We start from the raw sequence: 20,775 nt of genomic DNA, 5'->3' as shown, positions 1-20,775 counted from the left end.
CCCTTGAATATTTTTAGTGGCCATGCGCCAAACAGAGCGCTGCGCCAATCTAAGGCCAAGCATAAGAAATCAAAGCAGAGATAATTAGAACCAGTTTACTGGCTGTGATAGCACCAGTTAGGCCCGATGTTCGTGGGTTCGAATAATACCGCTATCGATAAAACTGCGATCGGCGCCATACCAGCGGATTTGCTCTTGCTCTATCACGGTATAAAAACTGCGCGGCTCAGCAAATGACCACAGATTCCACTGCCGATGAAATTGATCATCGGCTACCCACCAGCGGCCCTCATCTTGCTCTTCATTGGCAAAACCGGCGTGACCTACCATGCGACCGTCGGCAAACAAGTCGATGGTCAAAGGTTGACCGTACACGGTTTTGGTTAACAAGCGCGCACCACTTAACGCCGCTGTTAAGGCTTTGCTGGTCAACCAACTCGCCAGATTAATATCTAAAGCAGCCTCCGGCGGGCTCGACAGGGACTTAATTAACTCAGCCAATTTTGCGATACCCGGTCGAATTTTCTCCAGCGGCAAGCTACTCACACCCAAGCGAAAACACGGCTGTAGATTTGTTTGCGCGCCGTAGAAATGACCAACCGGTTCGATAAGAATACCGCGCTTATCGGCCTCTCGGCAGAGGTCTTCCACATGCAAACCCGGCGGCCCTTGTACCCAACAACAGGTGCCACCCTCGGACTGCATGGTAAATACGGCTTTGGTGAGGTAATAATTCAACGCGTTGCGCAATTCGGTCCAGCGTTCCTTGAAAATTTTCTGCAAGCGTCGGGAAGTTGCATCGTAATGGCCGAGGGATAAAAATAGGGCTGCCGTGCGCTGATTATTGGCGGCGGGAAAACGCGACATCAAACGCCGCTGCTCGCGCACCGCGCGAATCAGTTCGGGCGAGGCAATCATAAAACCTAAACGCAATCCTGCCGATAACGTTTTCGACAAACTCCCCAAATAGATGACACGGCCATCGACATCTAAGCTTTTTATTGCCGCGTGTGGGTTGCCCAGAAAATTGGTTTCACTATCGAAATCATCCTCGATAATCACTTGATCAAATTGACTCGCCTGCGCCAACAGTTCAACCCGTCGCTCTGAGCTAAGGGTAACAGTGGTGGGCACTTGATGGCTTGGCGTCACATAAACATATTGAGCGCTGCCATCATTTCTTTCGGTCTGCACACCGTGATGATCAACAGGAATAAACTGTATCCTTGCCCCTTGGCGCTGCACCAAACTGCGAAAATCTGGGTAGCCAGGCTCTTCCACCGCCACGGTTGTGTCGCCACTAAATAAAAGTTGCGATAACAGCGACAGACCTTGCTGCGCCCCATTGGTAATAAGTATTTCATCGGAGCGGGCGGAAATACCGCGGCGCGGTAATATTTTCGTTCTAATCTGCTCAATTAAGAGTGGGTCATCGGCATCGCCGCGCGCTTTAGACCAATCGTGAATTTCCCGCACCCCCAAGGAAAGCCGGCTAGCCTCACGCCACTCGGCCACCGGAAACAGCGACTGATCGAACTCTCCTTCTAAGAACGGAAAGGGGTAATCTTGCCAGTTAGGCGGCGTAACAAATCCTTCGTCGAGCGCACAATGCTGCGCTAAGCGGCCGCGCCAAAAAGCACCGGCAGCAGGATTAGGAATGCGATCGGCCAGCTGCGTCGGCAAGTCCACCAACATCGCTTCGTTGACATAAATACCACTGCGCTCGCGGCTAACTAAATAACCTTCATCGATCAGTTGTTGATACGCCAACACAGCCGTATTGCGCGCAATACCTAAATGATCGGCAAGCTTGCGTGACGATGGTAATCGTTTACCCGGTGGAATAAGCGCCTTGGAAACCAAATCGACAATTTGCTGACGCAACTGCGCCTGTAAATTAACATCTGAATCGCCCTCAAGGCTGATAAGGTTTTCTAGCATCTATTTTCTCAACGCCTGCAATAGTACTTTTGTACCAGCAATGGAATAAAAGTACAAGCTCACCCACAGCCCATGCAAACATAAAAAAAGCCCGCAAGTTGCGGGCTTTTTTTATGTCCTAGTTAAAGCGACTTATTCCCATTCATAACCGAAACTCACGCCAATGGTGCGAGGACGACTAGGGCCAAAGAAATGCGCGGGCACTAAGCCTTCATTGTTGTTCATACCGTCATAGGTATTTTGATCGGTTAAATTTTCCACGTAGCCAATCAACGACCACTTATCATCGGAGCGGTAACCTACGCGGAGATTCCACTCCTGATAGGCGTCAATTTTGGTCTCATCAAGCTGCTCCCAACCGCCGCCACGCTCGGATTCAAAGGTGACGCCCAAATTACCGATGATCTGACCATTGGTTACAGGGTAATGCATATTCAACACCGCACTACCTGAAAATTCTGGCGACCAAAATAAGCTAGAGCCTTCACAGTCGTCGCAAATGGCTGCCATATCTGTCGCTTCAGTATCCAAATAACCAGCGGCTAAATACAGATCCCAATTATCCGACAGGGCGGCGGTAATGGTGCCCTCTAAACCGCGACCATCCACTTTACCCGCATTCTGTACACTCGAAGCACCGCCATCGGCAACCACAACTTGTAAATCTTTGTAGTCGTACATGAACGCGGTTAGGGTGAGATTTGCCTTGCCGTCAAACAAGCTATCTTTATAACCAAGCTCGAAGGAGTCAACGGTTTCAGGATCGAAAGTATCGAGCGGATAATCGCCCGCGGCCACTTCTTGGCCCCAAACAAAATCATCATCCACATCTAAACTAAATGTTCCGAAACCACCAGGCTTGTAACCTTGTGTGTAACTCGCGAATACCATAGCCGTATCGGTAGGGCGGTAGCGCACGATCGCGCGCATGGTGGTGTCCTGCCAGCTTTCAGATTGGGTTATTGCACCGTCGGTGACGAAACCGTAAGCCCAACCAGATTCAAAGACTTGCGCGATATAGCTATCAGAACGTGGCACATTTTGGGTAAAGGTTTTTTTGTCATCCGAGTAACGCACGCCAATACTCGCATCCCACGCCTCACTGAACGCATAACTTAAGTCCACATAACCGGCCCAACCTTCGTAGTCGGCTTTGACATGGTTTTGCTCGATCAAATTACCGCTTGCCGATGGGTAAAAATCGGTGAAGTAATTAGCACACGTATCGGCATAATAGTAATTACAGTAGGCATCTTCAGCCATGGTAAAACGGAAATTTGCATCCAACTTTTCTTTATAATAAGAAACGCCGGCATACCAAGACAGCGGATCGCTACCGGTGGACGTTAGCCTGAATTCCTGCTGAAAATAATCACCTTCTTGATCCTGATGATAAGTATTTAAGTTGACGGGGGTGCCGTCATAATCTTCCGAATAGAAGTAATCATGATCTTTATAGCCGGTGTTGGAACTTAATTCGGCGAAACCTAAATCGTAAGTCAGTTTTAAACCGAGCGTTAAAATATCGGCGTCGTCGGCCTCGCCATCGGCGAGATCGAGATCGACTTCGCGCTCATCGCCGCGCACGTCAATCGGGCCATTGGCACCATTCACCGCATCCCAATGGTCGCCTTCGGTAACGGCGCGGTACACAGAACCAGATTGCTCGCGGGTTTCATATTCAACGGTGGTATCTATACCGAGCTTGCCACTCTGATAAGCCGTGGACCCACGGATGGCAGACTTATCGTGCGCGATTAAATCTGGGCCACCGGAGAAATTTTTAACATAGCCATCCTCCTCTGAGTGATAACCGGCCAAGCGCATGGCGAAATTGTCATTCACCGGCAAGTTGATCGCGCCCTCAATAACGCCATGGCCGCGCTCACCCATATCTAGGTCAATGTAGCCCGAGTTAGTACCACCAATTTCTGGCTTAGCCGTGTGCACACTGATAGCACCACCAATGGATGAGCGACCAAACAAAAAGCCCTGCGGCCCGCGCAGCACTTCCGAGCGCTCCATATCGTACAAACTGGTGACGGCAGCACCGTTGCGGCCTTCGTAAAAATCATTCTTGAAAAACGCCGCCGAGGGATCGCCACCCACACCAAAATCTTGGGTGCGAATACCGCGCACGCTCACGGCATCCAAAAAAGAATCTTTGGAGTTGCCGGTAATACCGGGCGTAATGTTAATAAGATCTTTAACGTCATCAAGATTATTGTCTTTGGTGAAGTCACCGGTGAAAGCGGAAATGGCCAAAGGCACATCTTGCACATTTTCCGCACGCTTGGTCGCGGTAACGGTGACTTCTTCCAGCCAGCTTTGTGCCTGCACAGTGGCAGACATTCCAGTACCCAGCAGCGCAGCCGCAACGGCTGTCGCTAAGTGACGACGCTTTAAATACTTCGGTTGGTAGCTATGCATAGTGTCCTCGTTTCTCATTGTTATCCCCAAACATGTTGTCATAGAAATCAATTGTCGATCTTTAGTACTTAATCATATTGCGATGTTTTCATTGCTAAGTGTTTGCAACATAGGTTGCAATTGTTGTTGATATTTTTTCCAGCGCCCAATAGAGCGAGTATGAGCCGGCTCACGCACTTGCGCAGCGCTTGCGGTAGACACGGCGCCGGATTGTTGATGAAAGTTAAGGCAAGCATCCTGCCAGGGCAATTCTAAATAGCCGATAAGCGCACGGGCGTTAGGCTCAAGATCTTGCGCCGTGGCCTCATAGGAAATATCAAAGAAACGCCCAGCGAAGCGCTCGCGATACAGCGCCATCAACTTTAAATAGCGGCTGTGGTGGCGCGCCATTTCGGCCTGATCATAGGAGTGCAAATACGCATCGGCGAACAGTTGCTTAAAGCTTGCAAAACACGCGTCCATTGGGTCGCGGGTTAGATGCACGATTTTAGCGTTTGGAAAGGCTTTCAAAATAAACGGAATCAATAGGTAATTAACCGGTAATTTATCGACGAATCTCGGCGTGCCGCCTTGCAGGCGCTTGGTGGCGTTCATATAACTATCGCCCACCTGCTTGAAATCCAAGGCCATGGATGCGGCGAAAAGCTCGGCCGAAAACCGTCTCGGGTCTTGATGATTATTGAGTCGACGCAAGCTCATGCCAAACTGTTGCAACTCACCGGCCGAACTCACATCGCTGTGGCTGGTGATAATACGCTCGATTAATGTTGTACCGGTGCGTGGCTGACCCAAGACAAAAATAGGTGCCCTATGATCAGAACCTTGCCCGTCGGCCAACCACTGTTCGGTACAGTGCTCGGCGAGAAAATCGAACATCGCCTGCTCGGCAACTTCGTCATAGGCAACGGTTGCGCGACGGGCTTTAGCGCCAGCCATGAAGGCATCGATAGCGCCATCCCAATCCTTTAAATCCTCACACTCTTTGCCAACGGCATAGTGTAAAAAGGCGCGCGAGCGCTCGCTGATATTAGGCTGCTGTAACACCGCCTGCATCGCCTCTAAGTGCTGCCTATCGGTGGCCTTGCGCGCCGAAGCTAGAGCCCAGTGCGCCTGCGCATGGTTGGGAATGCGATTTAATACGGACTGGTAAAGACCTTCTGCCTCAGCGATATCGCCATGGTAAACGCGGTTATTGGCCAGATTCAGCGAATATTGCGGATGCTCGGAGGCACCGGCGACGGCCTGCTCAAACTGTACTTTGGCCCTGGCGTGATCGCCCATACGAGTGTAAACCGTACCCAATAAATCCTGCACGAGGGGGTCGGAAGAGCCGTGCTTTTCGGCTTCTTTGAGGGCTTGATCAGCGCGATTAACCTGCCCTTCTTCGATAAATAGTTTTGCCAATTGCGCCCAAGCCGCAGCGTGATCCGGTTGCAATTGGGTAACGGAACCAAAAGCGTGTACCGCCGTTAAGCGATCCCTTAGCGATAAGGCCACTAAGCCAACCAGAAAATGGGCTTGAGGAATGCGGGGGTTCTGGGCAATAACCTGCTGACACAATCTCGCGGCCTCCTGGGGCCGACCTTGGTTTAGCAGCGCAAAACCCTGTTTAAGCAAGTCTTGCGGCGCCAATGGCGTGCGCGTAGCTTGTTGTATCAAAATACAGTCTCTTGTTATGAATCTTTTTGGCGACCGAATGTAACTACGAATGCGGCCGTACACCCACAGCCTTTATATACAATGCGACCCAAAAACCCAATGACTGAATCGAGCCAAGGGGCAGATTGCTTAGATTTCATCCAACTTCCTACAATCCGAATAATCATTCAATACCCAAACTGGGTCAAGTGGATAATTGCTGGCGAAAGCGGCCGAGCTTGGTTACATTCGAGCCATTCAAACGATAAATTCAACCTTGATCAATGGGCGCACCATGCAGCACTTTCTACCCTATTCTAAGAAGTTAACCGTATTTGTTCTCGCTTTAGCGGCATTTTTACTGATTTTATCCCAACCCAGCCTAGCCGAGGAAAGCCACACCCCGGTCTGGTCACTGCCCAAAATTGTCCTGAAAGGCGTACCTTTTAGTATCGATATTGCCGATGCCACCGAGCTTCAGCAACAAACACTGTTTATTCAGTTAGACGAGAAAGTGTATCAAGGCGAGCTGGCCGATGGAAAACTTACGTTTGCAGATCTCAGCACCGAGCAAGCGTCAGCCCACGTCGTTTTACTGAGCGACGGTCATCAGCTCGATAGCGCCGAAATCAACGCCCTGCCCGGCTGGTTTTCCCTGATCCCGGCACTCATGGCCATCACCATGGCCCTGTTGTTGCGCAACGTCATGATCGCCCTCTTCGTCAGCCTTGTAACCGGTATTTGGATGCTCTATGGCTTAACCTTACCAGGCTTAGGTATGGCGATTTTGGACGCCTGCCAAGTCTATGTGGTGGATGCGTTGACCGAACGCGAACACATGGAAGTAGTGGTTTTCTGCTTCTTAATCGGCGGCCTTGTGGGCATTATCTCGCGCAATGGCGGCACCATGGGCATCGCAGAACGCATAACCCGCGTGGTTAAGAACCGCTCACAAACCCAGCTCTCCACCAGTTTTTTAGGCATCGCCATTTTCTTCGACGACTATGCCAACAGCTTGATTGTCGGCAACACCATGAAGAAAATTTCCGACACTATGCGCATCTCGCGTGAAAAGCTGGCCTATATTGTCGACTGCACAGCAGCGCCGGTATCGGCCATTTTATTTGTCACCACCTGGATCGGCTTTCAAGTGGGCGTGATCAACGATGGCCTATCCACCATCACCGGTTTTGACGAATCCGCCTATTCGGTATTTTTAAACTCCCTGCTATACAGCTTCTACCCAATTTTGGCCATTGTGTTTGTGTTGTACATCGCCGGCACCGGCAAAGATTTTGGCCCCATGCTAAAAGCCGAGCGCCGCGCCTTTCACACCGGCCGCGTACTCAGCCCCGCGATGCAGCAAGACTCTGGCCCTGCACCAGAAGAAAAAGACATGGAAGCTAAAGAGGGTGTGCCGCACCGCGCCATCAATGCCGTCATCCCCATGTGCGTGTTAATTGGCGTTACCATGGCTGCAATTTATTTCACCGGCCTCTCCAGCCCAGACCGTGCCGACGACTCGCTGCGCGAAATCATTGGCAACGCTAACGCCTTCGCCTCCATGATGTATGGCTCAGTGGCAGGTTGTATTGTTGCGCTATTGATGACCATGGCGCAGCGCCTGCTCAGCGTGCACGAAATTACCGATGCTTGGTTCGCCGGCGCCAAAGCCGTGATGCTGGTAATATTCGTACTGACACTGGCCTGGTCGCTGTCGGCGGTCAATACAGAACTGCACACCTCGGATTTCCTCATCTCGGCGCTCGGCGACACCCTTAACCCCAACCTAATGCCAGTTACCATTTTTCTCTTGGCCGCCTTTATGGCCTTTGCCACCGGCTCTAGCTGGGGGGTGATGGGTATTATGATGCCCATGGTGGTGCCGCTAGCTTGGGCTGTGCTGGTGTTCAACGATATGACCGGTGCCGAGCATATGCACATCTTTTATTCGTCCGTTTCCGGCGTGCTGGCCGGCGCCATTTGGGGCGATCACTGCTCGCCACTGGCCGAGTCCACCCTGCTATCAGCCATGGCCTCTGGCTGCGACCTGATCGACCACGTGCGCAGCCAAATGCTCTATTGCCTTGTGGTGGGCGGCGTCGGCATGCTCGCGGGCACCCTGCCTGCGGGCTTTGGTGCGCCTTGGTGGTTATGCATGGTTATCGGCGCCGTCACCTTGTGGCTGGTTGTGCAAATGTGGGGTCAACGCGCCGAAGATCCGCTACCTCACCCGCACAAAAGCCACGCCCACAAGCCCGATGTTGAACCCGCTTAACCATGTCCGCTCGTCTCGATGGCGCGCCTGCCGCAAGCTACTGGCGCGCCACAACCACTGAGCCCCAGTATCGCCCGCCGGCGCCTAACAGTCGCTACGACGCGGCCATCATTGGCGCTGGCTACACCGGCTTAAATGCCGCGATAGCGCTGGCCGATAAGGGCCTCAGCGTCGCGATTATCGACGCCCAACAGCCGGGCTGGGGCGCCAGTGGGCGCAATGGGGGCTTCTGCTGTATTGGCGGCGACCACTTGGGCATTGAGGCGATCGAAAAACGTTTTGGCGCGGCGGCAGCGCAGTCCTATGCACAAGCACAACTGGCTGCTATCGAACAGGTAAAATACAACTGTGAACGCTTCAACATCGACGCCGATATTAGCGGTGTAGGTGAAACCCTCTTGGCACATAAAAAAAACCGGCTGCCCCAGCTCGCCCAAACCCGCACGGCGTTTTTACAGCACTACAACCTGCAAGCAACATACTTAACCCCGGCCGCGCTTAACCAGCGCGGCCAACTGTGCGACGCCAACATTGCTGGGCTGCACGTGCCCGCCGGCTTCGGTTTACACCCGCTAAAATATTGTTATGGCTTAGTGCGCGCCGCTCAAGATAGAGGCGTCAATTTCTATAATCATCACACCGTCACCTCACTCGCGTACCAATCCAGCCACTGGCAACTGAGCACAACCCAAGGTGAAATAACCGCCGGTAAAGTCTTGATCGCTACCAATGGCTACACCCAAGACGCCATGCACACTAGCCTCAACGGCAGCGTGTTACCTGCGCTGAGCAATATTTTGGTAACTCGGCCATTAACCCAACAAGAACTCGATCGCCAAGGCTGGTGGTCGCACAACCCCAGTTACGACACGCGCCACCTACTCTATTATTTTCGGCTACTGCCTGATCGACGCTTTTTATTTGGCGGCCGCGGTGGTATTCGACAAAGCGAAGCCAGTTTTGCGGCCAAACGCAAGCAACATGCGTTGGATTTCCAGCGCTACTTCCCCGCTTGGTCGAACGTTAACGTAGACTATTTCTGGCGCGGTCACGTGGCGCTAGCGCGGCAACAAACGCCTCATATTTCTACGCTAGCGCAGGACCTTTACTGCGCACTGGCGTACCACGGCAACGGCGTGGCGATGGCGAGCTGGAGTGGCAATAAAGTGGCCGCATTAATGCTCAACGATGAACCAAGTTTGGCCGAGGTACCAACCTTTATGCGAGCTAAGCCCAAGGCCTTTCCACTGCCACAGCTGCGCACCGGCTACCTCGCCGCTGCCTATTTGGCGTACAGCTGGCTGGATTGAAAGCAGCCCTTGGCTAGGTGAATTGCGCACCAGACCCAAAATACACGCAACACAACTTGCCGGAAACTATGAAGCAATTTACCGTCAAAGTTTTACTGTATACCGGCCTAGGCATGGCGCTGTTAGCGGCTGTATTAATGGCCGTTCTCACGCTGCTGTGCAGGCTCACACCCACAGTAACCGTAGAAAATAACAGCCAAGAAACGCTGTCGAATATTGTCATAGCATTGCCCTCCAACACCCTTCGCTTCGACAATATTGCGCCCGGCGAATCGGCCCAAATTTTTTACGACGCCGCGCAGAACGATGGGCAATACCACGTGACCTTAACCCGCGGCACCGTCGCCATGCAGACCCACTGCGGCTCTATTAGTCAAGGTGAATGGGGCAAGCGTATGGTTATTTCGGTACACGGCGATGCCGTCATCACCTGCAAAGAACAGCTCAGGTTTTAGCCGCTAAGGTTTTAAAGGCTCGATTGTAATGTGCGGGTTTATCTGCCTAGGTTTATTTACCAGAGTTTATCAACCGACACGTTAAAGATTTGAAAGGCATTAACCGCTGGAAAAGAGCAGCTCATCACTGCATCATGGCTCAAACCTAACCATCAAATAGGGCTCTCAGTGCAACGACTTAGCGGCATTATTTTTGACCTAGACGGCACCCTGGCCGACTCACAGCTCAACTTCACCGCCATCTGCGATGAACTCGCCATTCCCCATCAAACGCCGCTACTCGAATACCAACAAACTCTGTCCTGTCCCCTTGCTGTGGCGAGAGTCCAATCGGTTATCGAAAAACATGAAATGGCCGGCGCCGCGCGCGCAACTTGGATTGCAGATGCCGAAGTGGTGTTAAACCGTTTCGCGGCCGCCAAGGTGCCCATGGCTATCGTCACACGCAACATGCGCAAAGCCACCGATCTCACGGTGAAAAAACTCAAGATTCCCATCGACCTCGTCATCACCCGAGAGGATTGCCAGCAGGTAAAACCGCACCCAGAGGCGCTGCTGTATATCGCCAAGCAATGGCAAATGCCAACCCAACAATTGGCCTATGTCGGCGATTATAAATTTGATATCGAGGCCGCTCGGCGCGCCGGTATGCGATCCATTTTATGGCGCAATCACAGCAACGCCAATGTTGTCGCGGAGGCTGATCACGCGATTGAACGCTTCGAAGAGCTATTCAATTACGTTAATCACGCAGCTAAATAAACCCATCCAGTGCCTGTGCTGCCCACACGGCCTCGCGTTAAGAGCTGAGTGAAGTATGCACCTTTTCATCCATAGGGGCGTGATAATACCCTAGACCACGAAACGGCCACGCACCCATTCAATCGTGTAAGGTGAAATTTCTGGCAATCCCAGAGGCCGCAAATAGTGTAAATAGCGTGATCCGGTAAAACAGAATTTTGAATTACATAAATGTTCATGAATTAGCTCGCACCTGCGGCTCAAATAGCCGCGCTATTCTATCGGCAGGTGCACACTTTCCTATTCACCTAAAGTACTCAGCCAAGCGACCTCGACCGCCGGTAAAAGCGCGGAACCTTAAGCTTATCTCGCTTAGCTAGGGTGCTTTTACCGTAGGTGTTACTTTCAACAAACTACCCTTGTCACCGTCGGTCAAGAGATAAAGCGCCCCCTCTGACCCCACGTAAACGGCGCGAATGCGCGCATTTAATTCGCCAAACAGCGATACTTCCGCGACCGGTTTTTCGCCTTGCATTTGCACCCAGCGCACCTCTTTTGCCTTCAAGGCAGAAGACAACAGATCGCCTTTAAAGGCTGGGAATAAATCAGCGTTGTACACCACCAGTGACGATGGCGCGATGGAGGGCGTCCAGTTCACCAACGGTTGCTCCATACCCTCATACTCGGTAAACGGGGTAATAGAAGCGCCCGAATAATCTCGCCCGTAGGTAATAATGGGCCAGCCATAATTTTTACCCGGCGCGAGAATATTAATTTCATCACCGCCTTGCGGCCCGTGCTCATTGGCGAACAATTGCTGGCGCACGGGATCATAAGCTACGCCTTGTGGATTGCGGTGGCCAAGAGAATAAATCGCAGGGTGATAATCTTTTTTAGTAAAGAAGGGATTATCTTTTGGGATAGAGCCATCGTCGTTAAGACGCACAAATTTACCCAGCAAACTATCGGTTTTTTGCGCCGACTCGCGAAAATCGAAGCCATCACCAACGGCCATCACCAAGGTGTTATCCGGTAAAAAAGCCAGCCGCGCGCCATAGTGTACTGGGGTATTTTTTAATGGCTCTGCGGTAAATAGCACCTCTTGATCGACAAAGGCTCCTTGTTTAATGCGACCTCGCACTAAGCGCGTGCCGTTAGCGCTGCGCTCACCCCATGCAAAGCTCAAGTAAACCCAACCATTTTTTTCATAGTCGGGGTGTAACACGAGGTCCTGAAAACCACCTTGGCTGCGCACTAGGGCTTGTGGCACACCGGCTATGGGCGCCGATAAGGTTTTACCGTCAAATAGACGCAGCGCACCGACCTTCTCCGCAATAAGGATGTCACCTGACGGCAAAAACGCCAGCGACCAAGGCGACTGCAGTTGATCGGTCAGCGTTGTGATGTCAAATGTCGGCGTCGGTTTCGCTGGCTGCTCAGCAACACTCGGCAACGCCAAACAAAACAGGCCCAAGATTAAAAACGTGCTCGCTTTACAGCAATGGTTTATGCTCCGGAACATATTTAGCCTTTTGGTTTATCTATGAAGAATCAAGACCGAAAAGATAGCACGAAAACGCGCTGCTTAGTTAGCTGGCTGGGCGCTAGCTGCGTTGGGTTTATTGCCGCCAGCCTCTTTCATTCGCAACAGGTACAGGCAAATTTAATCAACGTCGGCGCCAACGTGGATATCGCAACCCGCTTCGCAGCCGCAACCGATGATCTGCTGGGCCTGAGCGCAAGCTACCTGCCCATTATCGCCATAGGTTTTGCGATTGCCTTCTCAGTCGCGACCTTCATCAAAAGAAAAACAGCCTTAGCGCCGACGCTACTCTACGGCTTGGCCGGCGCTACCGCTCTCGGCTGCATCTTAGGGTTAATGCAACCCATTATGGAAATTACGCTGATTGCTGGCGCCCGCCACTGGGTCGGTTTTTGCCTACAAATTATCGCCGGTGCATTGGGTGGTTTCACTTATGCATTGCTGGTACAGCCTCGCCCGACGGCTTGATGAAACAGTGCTCCCGCCGAACAACTAAACGAGCACCTGCTCAAGCGCTTTCGTCACCAATTTAAAACCCGCTGAATTGGGGTGTATTTCGTTGCGCCAATGCTTATCGCTCAATAGCCCCTGAGTATCCACCACCGTTAGACGCGCCGCGTGCTTGGCTTGCAAATCGAACAACATATTTTTAAAGGCGCGCAGCAGCAACGCCGCAATATTGGCCATCACATCCACATCGCGATAGCCCAAAGACTTAAAAGTTGGGTAGATCCACGACTCGCCAATCGGAAATACATCGAACAGCGCAAAGCCTTTTTTCGATGGCCGAGGAAAATCATAGGTGTGAGTCACCAGTCGAATACCAGGGTTTTTCGAAAATTTCGCTAAGCGGTAGATAAGCTCTTCATAGGTTGCCGACAACTGCAGCAGCTTAGCCTGCAACCTCTCTTTGTATACTGCGCCATCAACCGTTATGCCGGCATGGTAAGGCCGAATAAAATAATCCAGATCGTAGCGCCCCACGATATCGTTACCGCCGGCCGAGAATAATAGGTAATCGTAGGGGTGCGCTTGCAGCCGTTTCATCAGCGCGTGTTTTTGTTCGCCACTGAGCATCGTCAGCGCTTCGTCGCCATTGCTGGCGGTAGCGTAAATGAGCAAATCGTTTCGTTTCGCTAAGTGATGAACTACGTTCGATGCCCGTCCAAAAGCGAGGTAACGCCTTGGATAAGCAAACCACGAATCGCCTTCGGCCAAAATTTTTAAGGCATGAGGTTTAGCAAGCACCAGCTCGTCGAACTGATGGGAATCTGAGGTATAGGGCATGAGGCATCCTTGTCGATAAGCGTCGAGAATAGCGGCTCTAAGGATGCTTGAAAAGACTTGATAATCCCGTGCAGCTGCCGAGCCGCATAAATCCAGACCAGCTGTCTTATTATTTGCGGCTTGCGGCTAAAAAACCTTACGCCAATCGCACCTTGCGTTCATCGTAGTAGCTCACTACACCGGCCACATCCGCCTCGTTAAATTCGCGCAAGCCGCTAAGCACCAAACTCTTTTCACCGCGCCCAACCACTTGCTCGCCATCTTTAAAAATGAACGCGACTTTAACCTGACCACGCTTGCCATCCACGGTCATGTGGGAGCCAGCGGCCTCAAGTTGTAAATCAGTAATATCGAGGCGGTCAAACTGCAAATGCATCGACTGATAAATCACCATGGGGCGCGCGGGATTAATCATCACGCCGTGTTCACGCCACAGGGGCACCAAAATATGCGGGAATGTATGACCGGAGAAAGCCACGTAGGCGCGAGTTAACTGCTCTGCTAATGCAGAGTTGCTACGCTGCTCGCCAGTGCGAGCCATGGCCATGTAGCGCTTCTGATTAGCATCGACCACCCGAACTTCATCGGCTTCTACGGCAAAGTGCAAATTAACACCATCTTGCACCATATCGGCAAAGGTAAAGTCCATGGTTTGGGCAAGGCCACTATGGGCTAGCGTCAGTGCAAACAACAAATCGCCGGGCACGCAAAAACGCTTGGCGTCTATGTCGTGAATAGGGTTGAAATCATCGGCTATTTTCTTGGCAAAACGGCTGGCCTGCTCACGGGTGAAGGAAAATTCTTGACCAGATTGCTGAAAAAAGTCATCTAACCACATAACACTTGCCTGATAATCGAGCGGAGGCGCGATTATACAGGCTTCAACATTAATGCAAAGTATTCAGACTGCTGAGGCCTAGATGACTAGCACGTGGGAGCGGGTCGCTGCACTTGCCACTGATGCTTTCAGCGCTCAAAGAACTGAGCCGCTTAAATATAAATCACACCCTGCAAATACAGCACCGCTTGACCAGCCACATAGACCTTATCGCCAACCACGCGGCACTTAAGCTCGCCCCCGCGGGTCGATACCTGTCGCGCCTGCAATTCGGTTCGGCCCAGCTGCTGCGCCCAATAAGGCGCCAAACCCGCATGTGCCGAACCTGTTACTGGGTCCTCGTCACCACCGTTGGCCGGCCAAAAATAGCGCGACACAAAATCCACCTCGTCATCTGCCGCCGTCACCACCAAATCCAACGGCGCCAGCGATGCAATTTTTACCAAATCCACCACAGCAGTCTCAACTTCAGCGCGCGAAGCCAGCACCGCAAAATAAGCTTGGGTATTCTTTAAAATCGCCACTGGCTTAACAGACATACCGTCTAACAGAGCCGCCGGTGGGGACTCAACCAAGGTCGGCAGGCGATTGGGAAATGCCATTTCAATAAAGTCATCGGCCTGCCTCTCTAAACCAAGGCTACCCACAGCCGGCGCGGTAAAGGTTAAACGCGCCAACGCCCTATTATTGCGAAACAAGACAAAGGCCGCCGCAAGCGTGGCATGGCCGCAGAAATCAATTTCTTTAAGCGGTGAGAACCAGCGGATGGCATAAGTAGCACCCGCTGTTTTCACCAAGAACGCGGTTTCTGAGACGTTATTTTCACTGGCAATATTTTGCATTGCCTGCGCAGGCAACCAAGCGTCCAAAATAATAACGGCGGCGTAGTTACCGGAGAATACGGTGTTGGTAAAGGCATCAACTTGCCAGATATTGAGTTTCATCGGTAAAAACCTAAAAAGTAATAACCATCGTTGTATATCACTGAAAGCTAAGGCAATCAGTGGCAATCCCAGTTATACCAGACTTGGTCGAAGTTAAGATTTCTTAGGTCGGATTCTCGAATAAAAAAGTTTCCTATGCCCACATCGCCCCACATGATGTCGATTTTCTCATTGGCATCTGTATCCATCTGGAACAGCAATAACCAATTTCCGTCTGGCGCATAGTAGCCCCTCGGATCTTCCTGAGTAAACGAGGCGTAACCACCCATTTTATGATCTGGCGACTTAATCAACGCATCATAGGCATAGGCCTCTAACTCATCATTTAACGGGCCAAAAGGCTTCACAATGGTTTCAAATCGATGATCCATCGGTGAGGCCAAATCGTTGGTAAGTGAAAAGGTTATGGCCGATTCACCCCTATAAGGAGATAATGCTTCCGCCTCGGTCGCCATCAATGGCGGCTCAAACGCCATCACAGACCCATCTAGCTCTGCATGATAAACCACCGCAAAATTCTTTTTGCTATTCAGGTAGCTATCGAGCGTATTAGTCTCATCGAGAAATTCTAAGCCGTACAGATCATCATTAGCGATAAAAAACTGCAGTAAGCCACGCTTAGGCCAAGAGTCAAGGCCAGCAGGAACCTCAGAAAAATTAATTTGGGCAATGAAATTTAAGGGCTTCCCGCCTTTATCCACCGGGTAAGCGCGGTCTTTAGGCCAATAGGGACTGCCTCCAAACTTTGATTGAGATGGAAGCTTAATCTCATCATCAGCCAGAGAAATTTTGATACTCGGTAAGGCCTGCGCCGTCAACAAAGCGCGTAAGCGCGGCCAATCAGCCGGTTCCACCGGCCTATCTAATGCTTGCGCAGGCTCGCCTTTTGGCTTGCTTCGCACCTCCTTGAAAATGAAGAACAATCCGACAACGACCAGCAAGAGTAAAAGTAGTTTCATTATTCTATTTACCATTAGGGTAAAAATATTGGGCTCATAAATGCAGGCAAAAAATCCATAGCCGTGCTGCTAACTCAACCCCCCAAAAAAGTTCATTTCACACCATGAATTACCCTACACCAAAAATTTAGCATGACACCAAAACAAACTAAGGCCTAACGAAATTCGTTTCTGACACCTCATTAAGAGCATGTTTTAGGCTTTCTTCTACTTCTTTAGCTTGTTGCTTGCCATAAATTTCGTAGGAAATTAATTCTTCTATAGAAAAGCCAATCCCGAAAAGAAATCCTATTCCTAAATATTTCGCAGTCATTTTAATCATGGCTTCACCTAACGTTCAGCTTAATTTGCGAGGCGCGTTCACGCGCCGAGTCAAATGGAAGCTGGTGTTAGCTTTAATAGTCTACTAATATCCATAAAGCTCTTTCTCTATCATTCCAGGCCGCACAGTCTCCCGCGCCTTTTACAACAACGGATTTTCCTTGCGCGGCAGATGATAAAAGCAATGCATACATGGCTTTTCCATGATCATTATTTGCATCAAAAGCCCACTCATGCCCTGGGCAGCTTGTTGGAGGATTAGTGTGTGTTTCTACTGAGAAAAAAATTACCCCCGCACCGTTATTTTTTTCATGTGCATAGATTCGTTTTACTTTTCCAGACCCATCTCCCGCTGTTGCAAGGTGGCTTAAGAACACTAAACTTAGAAAAAACATCAAATTTTTCATAATAACTCCTGCTCGTTGATATAAGGTAACGCCCGCAGCACGCGCAAAATTGGAGCGCAGCGGAAATTTTGTCACTGTGCCTGCGCTTGTTATGTACAGCAAAATCCTATGGGCCGCCTTCCCCATCAAAGTTCTGTTGTCTTCGAATCTCGCCTTTGACAAACTCGCTTGCTGCCACTTCCACAACGGGAGTTTTTAGTTTAAAACTTGAGACACCAATAGCGCCTAGAGAAATTATTGTGAGCGCGCCAGATACCAGGTATGACACAGTCTCTTTTCCGTCGGGCGCAAAGATCACAAAAGCACAGCCTACTAAGAACATAAAGCATGCCGCTAAAAGAAGAAACCTTTTCGTTTTTTCTTTTTCTTTAGCAAGTTCAAGCAAACTGCTTACAGCTAATTCTCCACTTGCCGACCCTCTAAAGTTGCTATCTTCTATATCCACTCTCCGACCCTCTATTTATCTATTCATGCTGGTGTTCCCCACAAAAAGTAGACACTCTACTTATGCAGCTAAGGCTGCGGCTTCTTCAAACTCAACGGGGCAAACGCCATCGTTAGCTGAATGTCTTCTTTTACGATTATAAAATATCTCAATGTAGGCAAATATACCCGAACGTGCAGCCTCGATCGACTGGTAATTTTTGGCGTATATCAACTCAACCTTTAAACGGCTATAAAACGATTCCATCGCAGCGTTATCCCAGCAATTGCCTTTTCGGCTCATGCTGCGCGTTATCCCTTCGGACTCAAGGTATCCTACGTACTCATTCGAACGGTATTGGGTGCCACGATCAGAGTGCACAATTAATCCAGGGCTTACTTCACGAGCGTCTAAAGCCATTTTCATTGCCTTGGTAATTAAGTCAACAGTCATGTCGTCACTCAAGTGCCAGCCAACGATGCGGCGAGAATATAAATCCATAACAGTGGCTAGATACAACCAACGTTGCTCCACCCAGATGTACGTAATATCCGTAACCCACTTCTGGTTAGGCTTCTCTGCATTGAAATCTCGCCACAACAGATTGTCCGCAACATTATTCATCGCTAATGTATGGCCACCGTAGTTAAACGCTTTGCCATTACGCGCTAACATGCCATTTTCCTGCATTATTTTTGCAATATAATTCAATGAACAGCTGTACCCCAAAGCATTTAGCTCTTCAGTAATTCTTGGTGCGCCATAGGCTGCTTCGAACTCTTCAAAAGTAGATTTCACCAGCGATTCCATCTGTGATTTACGTGCATCACGCTGACTAGCAGGACGAGAGAGCCAACGATAATACCCAGCTCGCGAAACGCTTAGCACCTGGCACATCAATGCAACGGGGTACAAGCCAACATGCTCCTTGATCAAGGCGTACTTCACTTGTGGTCGTTCGCAAAGTACGCAGCAGCCTTTTTTAGAAATTCCATCTCCTCTTGAAGGCGCTTGTTTTCACGACGAAGCTTACGCAGCTCTTCGCTTTCGTTCTTAGAGTAATCAACACCGTCAACGGAATTAAACTGCTTATCAGATAGGCGGTTAAACTGGCGTTTCCAGTTAGCTATCTGTTGTGCGCTTACGCCAAGCTCTTTGGCAACCTGTGCTTGTGTTACACCCGGTTGTTCAGATCGTTTTACAGCTTCTTTTCGAAATTCTTCAGTGTAATGTTGGTACTTTTTGCGTGCCATGGGCTCACCTCTATATAGAGTCAATATAACTATACAGGGTGTCTACTGATTGTGGGTAACTTGGATGCATAACGCCGCCAGCAGGGGCGCAGAATGCGTCCCTCTGGCTAGCCTTGTTATGGTTTAGTCTTTAACGTAAACAGCTAAGTAAGTCGTAGTGCCTTGACCAACACCCAAGCAGCCGGGCTGTGAAACTTGAAATACAGAGTGAAATTTGTACCCCTCTGATGCTTTTGAGTCCAAACGCTGCTCTAGAGCTTTTATTCCTTTGTTTGAAAACTCTGCACCAATAGATTCAACTTTATATTTCATTTTACTTTCCTTGTTTTAAATTTAAAAAATCTATACCGCCAGAATCGGGCTTGCAGCGATGCAACCTACTAAATGTAAGCCATGTTCCAGTTATTAAGCCATGCTCCCTAAAAGCCAACTCACTATAATGTGAGCAGCTAGGATCAAATACACATCTACATCGTAATGCCTTTGGAGCTACTTTTCGATAAAGACGCAAAAAAGCAATTACTGGTTTAATGCTGATAGGGATACCATCAAGAGAAAGGGCCGACACTTCCCTATCAATAGCAGTTGTCCCTGTTAATTTTCTTTCAACTGAAGGCCTAAGCTTTTCGTCAACATTAAATTCAAATGTATCCATACCTATTCCTTAGTGCATAACGCCAATGTAATTTGCCGAGTGAAGCAACGCGTAACGAGGTCAAATTGACATTTTTGTTATGCAACATTGCCATTAACCTCAGCGTAGCTTGGTTTAAGCGCGGGCCAAATATAGTAAAAGAACGCAACAATAAGAATTGGGCCAACCCACGGTAACATGGATAGAGCACCACTTAAATTTAGAGTTTGACCGCCGTAAACCGTATATGCGAGTACGCCGTTGATCACCATTAATACTCCCCATAGGTATGCAGACCATTTTCTAAGAGATAGAAGACCAATACCTACAGCGACAAACCCGCAATACCTGAAGACAGTTGCTCCAATGTTAATAACTTGTTCACGTACTTCTGGAACTAGTAAGCCTAATAGATTTACCGCACCGAGTAGTATGTATAGTGAGCCTGCAATTCTGGCTAAAGCCTTTCTAGTTTTCATGGTGATTTATTCAAACTTACCTTTTTGCATAACGGCTTATTCAACAGACGCCGACAATATATTTTTTTGACTATTTTTTACAGTCATTTTTTATAAGCCTTTGATTTTAATGAATTTTCATCTATTTCTACTAATTAGCAATTTAATCTATTGGCACAGTATTCGAAAATTTGGCGCTATATCTTTCGTAGGATAATTCGAAACAGTTACTTTAACCCGTTGATTTATATAAATATTTACTAGATTTTCCACTGTTGCAAAATGGGGAAACTAAGACCTCGCCGCTGAAAAACGGGGCTAAGTGTTTGATTATTAGAAATATGCTGACGTGGGTCGACCACCTTCAACGCTCAACCCATAAGCTACAAGGAGGATGACCTGCCCCTACAAACTACAAACGACTATCTGCGGAGCACGGGTCGACCACAAGGCGATTCAAGTAAGCAAGGACGCAAGCCTCCATTCTTCGCTGAGGCTTATTAACGCAACCGACTACAACAACTCAACCCCGAACTTGCGCATGAAAAACGCGAACAGCGCAAAGCACGCCACGGTAAATACCACACAAAAACCAAGGGTTGGCCAGAAGCCGAGTTTAGGGAGTAGCGCGGGAAACACTAAAAACATGGGTAGGGTTGGCACGACATACCAAAAGGTATACCAAGCATGGTTGGCAATTTTCTCGGACGATTGATTGTCTACATATAACCAAATTAACGTGAGCACAGTAACCAATGGCAAGGCTGCAATGAGGCCGCCTAATTTATCGCTGCGCTTTGCAATTTCAGAAATCAACACCACCACGGCGGCGGTGATCAAATACTTACTCACAATCCAATACATGGGTTAACCTCAACATCGCTCGGAGATTACGTTAATGGGTTTTTATAAAC

At 49.6% G+C, this 20,775-nt stretch carries 22 protein-coding genes; 5 read left to right on the top strand and 17 right to left on the bottom strand.

The annotated features are described in order from the left end of the window. Positions 1 to 117: 117 nt before the first annotated feature. The 3 genes from ACGHTT_RS05785 to ACGHTT_RS05775 all read right to left on the bottom strand — a co-directional run bounded on the left by ACGHTT_RS05785 (position 118) and on the right by ACGHTT_RS05775 (position 6,030). Positions 118 to 1,941 (bottom strand): PLP-dependent aminotransferase family protein, encoded by a 1,824-nt coding sequence (locus tag ACGHTT_RS05785; RefSeq protein WP_390594075.1) that lies wholly within the window; start codon positions 1,939 to 1,941, stop codon positions 118 to 120. Between the two features lie 132 nt (positions 1,942 to 2,073). After that, a complete protein-coding gene (locus ACGHTT_RS05780) occupies positions 2,074 to 4,371 on the bottom strand; it encodes a TonB-dependent receptor (protein ID WP_390594074.1) in 2,298 nt (765 codons plus the stop codon). Positions 4,372 to 4,443: 72 nt separating this feature from the next. Beyond that, on the bottom strand, positions 4,444 to 6,030 hold the full coding sequence (locus ACGHTT_RS05775) for a tetratricopeptide repeat-containing sulfotransferase family protein (protein WP_390594073.1): 1,587 nt from the start codon (positions 6,028 to 6,030) through the stop codon (positions 4,444 to 4,446). Positions 6,031 to 6,226: 196 nt separating this feature from the next. Between ACGHTT_RS05775 and ACGHTT_RS05770 the strand changes: the two genes are divergently transcribed. From ACGHTT_RS05770 to ACGHTT_RS05755, 4 genes are all read left to right on the top strand, one after another. Then, positions 6,227 to 8,287 (top strand): Na+/H+ antiporter NhaC family protein, encoded by a 2,061-nt coding sequence (locus ACGHTT_RS05770; RefSeq protein ID WP_390594072.1) that lies wholly within the window; start codon positions 6,227 to 6,229, stop codon positions 8,285 to 8,287. Between the two features lie 2 nt (positions 8,288 to 8,289). Then, the gene (locus ACGHTT_RS05765; RefSeq protein ID WP_390594071.1) at positions 8,290 to 9,597 is read left to right on the top strand and encodes an NAD(P)/FAD-dependent oxidoreductase; all 1,308 of its coding nucleotides are present in this window, start codon (positions 8,290 to 8,292) and stop codon (positions 9,595 to 9,597) included. 68 nt (positions 9,598 to 9,665) lie between these two features. After that, a complete protein-coding gene (locus ACGHTT_RS05760; RefSeq protein ID WP_390594070.1) occupies positions 9,666 to 10,052 on the top strand; it encodes a hypothetical protein in 387 nt (128 codons plus the stop codon). A gap of 168 nt (positions 10,053 to 10,220) precedes the next feature. Beyond that, a complete protein-coding gene (locus tag ACGHTT_RS05755; RefSeq protein WP_390594069.1) occupies positions 10,221 to 10,814 on the top strand; it encodes an HAD family hydrolase in 594 nt (197 codons plus the stop codon). Positions 10,815 to 11,169: 355 nt separating this feature from the next. Here the strand turns inward: ACGHTT_RS05755 and ACGHTT_RS05750 are convergent, their stop codons facing one another. Further along, positions 11,170 to 12,267, bottom strand: a complete 1,098-nt coding sequence (locus ACGHTT_RS05750; protein ID WP_390594068.1) for a PQQ-dependent sugar dehydrogenase — start codon at positions 12,265 to 12,267, stop codon at positions 11,170 to 11,172. Positions 12,268 to 12,336: 69 nt separating this feature from the next. Between ACGHTT_RS05750 and ACGHTT_RS05745 the strand changes: the two genes are divergently transcribed. After that, positions 12,337 to 12,804: a hypothetical protein gene (locus ACGHTT_RS05745; protein ID WP_390594067.1), complete on the top strand. Its 468-nt coding sequence runs from the start codon at positions 12,337 to 12,339 to the stop codon at positions 12,802 to 12,804. Positions 12,805 to 12,828: 24 nt separating this feature from the next. On the opposite strand, the gene ACGHTT_RS05740 is transcribed toward ACGHTT_RS05745, so the two are convergent. From ACGHTT_RS05740 to ACGHTT_RS05680, 13 genes are all read right to left on the bottom strand, one after another. Beyond that, positions 12,829 to 13,623 (bottom strand): SGNH/GDSL hydrolase family protein, encoded by a 795-nt coding sequence (locus ACGHTT_RS05740; protein ID WP_390594065.1) that lies wholly within the window; start codon positions 13,621 to 13,623, stop codon positions 12,829 to 12,831. A 136-nt stretch (positions 13,624 to 13,759) separates the two neighbouring features. Further along, positions 13,760 to 14,461 carry a DUF3581 family protein gene (locus ACGHTT_RS05735; RefSeq protein ID WP_390594064.1) on the bottom strand — a complete coding sequence of 234 codons (702 nt, stop codon included), beginning with the start codon at positions 14,459 to 14,461 and terminating at the stop codon, positions 13,760 to 13,762. Positions 14,462 to 14,613: 152 nt separating this feature from the next. Then, positions 14,614 to 15,405: a PhzF family phenazine biosynthesis protein gene (locus tag ACGHTT_RS05730; protein WP_390594062.1), complete on the bottom strand. Its 792-nt coding sequence runs from the start codon at positions 15,403 to 15,405 to the stop codon at positions 14,614 to 14,616. A 56-nt stretch (positions 15,406 to 15,461) separates the two neighbouring features. Continuing rightward, positions 15,462 to 16,364 carry a YwqG family protein gene (locus tag ACGHTT_RS05725; protein WP_390594060.1) on the bottom strand — a complete coding sequence of 301 codons (903 nt, stop codon included), beginning with the start codon at positions 16,362 to 16,364 and terminating at the stop codon, positions 15,462 to 15,464. 148 nt (positions 16,365 to 16,512) lie between these two features. Next, a complete protein-coding gene (locus ACGHTT_RS05720) occupies positions 16,513 to 16,686 on the bottom strand; it encodes a hypothetical protein (RefSeq protein ID WP_390594059.1) in 174 nt (57 codons plus the stop codon). A 73-nt stretch (positions 16,687 to 16,759) separates the two neighbouring features. Next, positions 16,760 to 17,092, bottom strand: coding sequence for a hypothetical protein (locus ACGHTT_RS05715; protein WP_390594058.1), 333 nt, complete (start codon positions 17,090 to 17,092; stop codon positions 16,760 to 16,762). Positions 17,093 to 17,198: 106 nt separating this feature from the next. Continuing rightward, positions 17,199 to 17,537, bottom strand: a complete 339-nt coding sequence (locus ACGHTT_RS05710; RefSeq protein ID WP_390594057.1) for a hypothetical protein — start codon at positions 17,535 to 17,537, stop codon at positions 17,199 to 17,201. Positions 17,538 to 17,597: 60 nt separating this feature from the next. Further along, the gene (locus ACGHTT_RS05705; protein WP_390594055.1) at positions 17,598 to 18,464 is read right to left on the bottom strand and encodes an IS3 family transposase; all 867 of its coding nucleotides are present in this window, start codon (positions 18,462 to 18,464) and stop codon (positions 17,598 to 17,600) included. Next, positions 18,461 to 18,769, bottom strand: coding sequence for a transposase (locus ACGHTT_RS05700; RefSeq protein WP_390592483.1), 309 nt, complete (start codon positions 18,767 to 18,769; stop codon positions 18,461 to 18,463). Before ACGHTT_RS05700 ends, ACGHTT_RS05705 begins: the two co-directional genes overlap by 4 nt. A 123-nt stretch (positions 18,770 to 18,892) precedes the next feature. Continuing rightward, complete coding sequence (locus tag ACGHTT_RS05695; RefSeq protein ID WP_390594054.1) at positions 18,893 to 19,081, bottom strand: hypothetical protein; 189 nt, start codon at positions 19,079 to 19,081, stop codon at positions 18,893 to 18,895. A gap of 1 nt (position 19,082) precedes the next feature. Beyond that, on the bottom strand, positions 19,083 to 19,424 hold the full coding sequence (gene yidD / locus ACGHTT_RS05690) for a membrane protein insertion efficiency factor YidD (protein WP_390594053.1): 342 nt from the start codon (positions 19,422 to 19,424) through the stop codon (positions 19,083 to 19,085). A gap of 77 nt (positions 19,425 to 19,501) precedes the next feature. Beyond that, entirely contained in the window at positions 19,502 to 19,882 is a 381-nt protein-coding gene (locus ACGHTT_RS05685) for a hypothetical protein (protein WP_390594052.1), read from the bottom strand. Between the two features lie 492 nt (positions 19,883 to 20,374). Continuing rightward, a complete protein-coding gene (locus tag ACGHTT_RS05680; protein WP_390594050.1) occupies positions 20,375 to 20,725 on the bottom strand; it encodes a DUF3147 family protein in 351 nt (116 codons plus the stop codon). Between the last annotated feature and the right edge of the window lie 50 nt (positions 20,726 to 20,775).

The organism is Simiduia litorea, from assembly GCF_042853465.1.
GTDB classification, from domain to species: Bacteria; Pseudomonadota; Gammaproteobacteria; order Pseudomonadales; family Cellvibrionaceae; genus Simiduia; species Simiduia litorea.
Note: the sequence above shows the minus strand (reverse complement) of the source record. Positions and strands in the feature narration are given on the sequence as shown.

Excerpts from the sequence above, each read along its gene's own strand:
- ACGHTT_RS05685 (WP_390594052.1), bottom strand. The coding sequence starts at position 19,882 with ATGAAAACTAGAAAGGCTTTAGCCAGAATTGCAGGCTCACTATACATA.
- ACGHTT_RS05735 (WP_390594064.1), bottom strand. The coding sequence starts at position 14,461 with ATGTGGTTAGATGACTTTTTTCAGCAATCTGGTCAAGAATTTTCCTTC.
- ACGHTT_RS05745 (WP_390594067.1), top strand. The coding sequence starts at position 12,337 with ATGAAGAATCAAGACCGAAAAGATAGCACGAAAACGCGCTGCTTAGTT.
- ACGHTT_RS05730 (WP_390594062.1), bottom strand. The coding sequence starts at position 15,405 with ATGAAACTCAATATCTGGCAAGTTGATGCCTTTACCAACACCGTATTC.
- ACGHTT_RS05725 (WP_390594060.1), bottom strand. The coding sequence starts at position 16,364 with ATGAAACTACTTTTACTCTTGCTGGTCGTTGTCGGATTGTTCTTCATT.
- ACGHTT_RS05680 (WP_390594050.1), bottom strand. The coding sequence starts at position 20,725 with ATGTATTGGATTGTGAGTAAGTATTTGATCACCGCCGCCGTGGTGGTG.
- ACGHTT_RS05720 (WP_390594059.1), bottom strand. The coding sequence starts at position 16,686 with ATGATTAAAATGACTGCGAAATATTTAGGAATAGGATTTCTTTTCGGG.
- ACGHTT_RS05715 (WP_390594058.1), bottom strand. The coding sequence starts at position 17,092 with ATGAAAAATTTGATGTTTTTTCTAAGTTTAGTGTTCTTAAGCCACCTT.
- ACGHTT_RS05695 (WP_390594054.1), bottom strand. The coding sequence starts at position 19,081 with ATGAAATATAAAGTTGAATCTATTGGTGCAGAGTTTTCAAACAAAGGA.
- ACGHTT_RS05760 (WP_390594070.1), top strand. The coding sequence starts at position 9,666 with ATGAAGCAATTTACCGTCAAAGTTTTACTGTATACCGGCCTAGGCATG.
- ACGHTT_RS05740 (WP_390594065.1), bottom strand. The coding sequence starts at position 13,623 with ATGCCCTATACCTCAGATTCCCATCAGTTCGACGAGCTGGTGCTTGCT.
- ACGHTT_RS05785 (WP_390594075.1), bottom strand. The coding sequence starts at position 1,941 with ATGCTAGAAAACCTTATCAGCCTTGAGGGCGATTCAGATGTTAATTTA.
- ACGHTT_RS05700 (WP_390592483.1), bottom strand. The coding sequence starts at position 18,769 with ATGGCACGCAAAAAGTACCAACATTACACTGAAGAATTTCGAAAAGAA.
- ACGHTT_RS05765 (WP_390594071.1), top strand. The coding sequence starts at position 8,290 with ATGTCCGCTCGTCTCGATGGCGCGCCTGCCGCAAGCTACTGGCGCGCC.
- yidD (WP_390594053.1), bottom strand. The coding sequence starts at position 19,424 with ATGGATACATTTGAATTTAATGTTGACGAAAAGCTTAGGCCTTCAGTT.
- ACGHTT_RS05780 (WP_390594074.1), bottom strand. The coding sequence starts at position 4,371 with ATGCATAGCTACCAACCGAAGTATTTAAAGCGTCGTCACTTAGCGACA.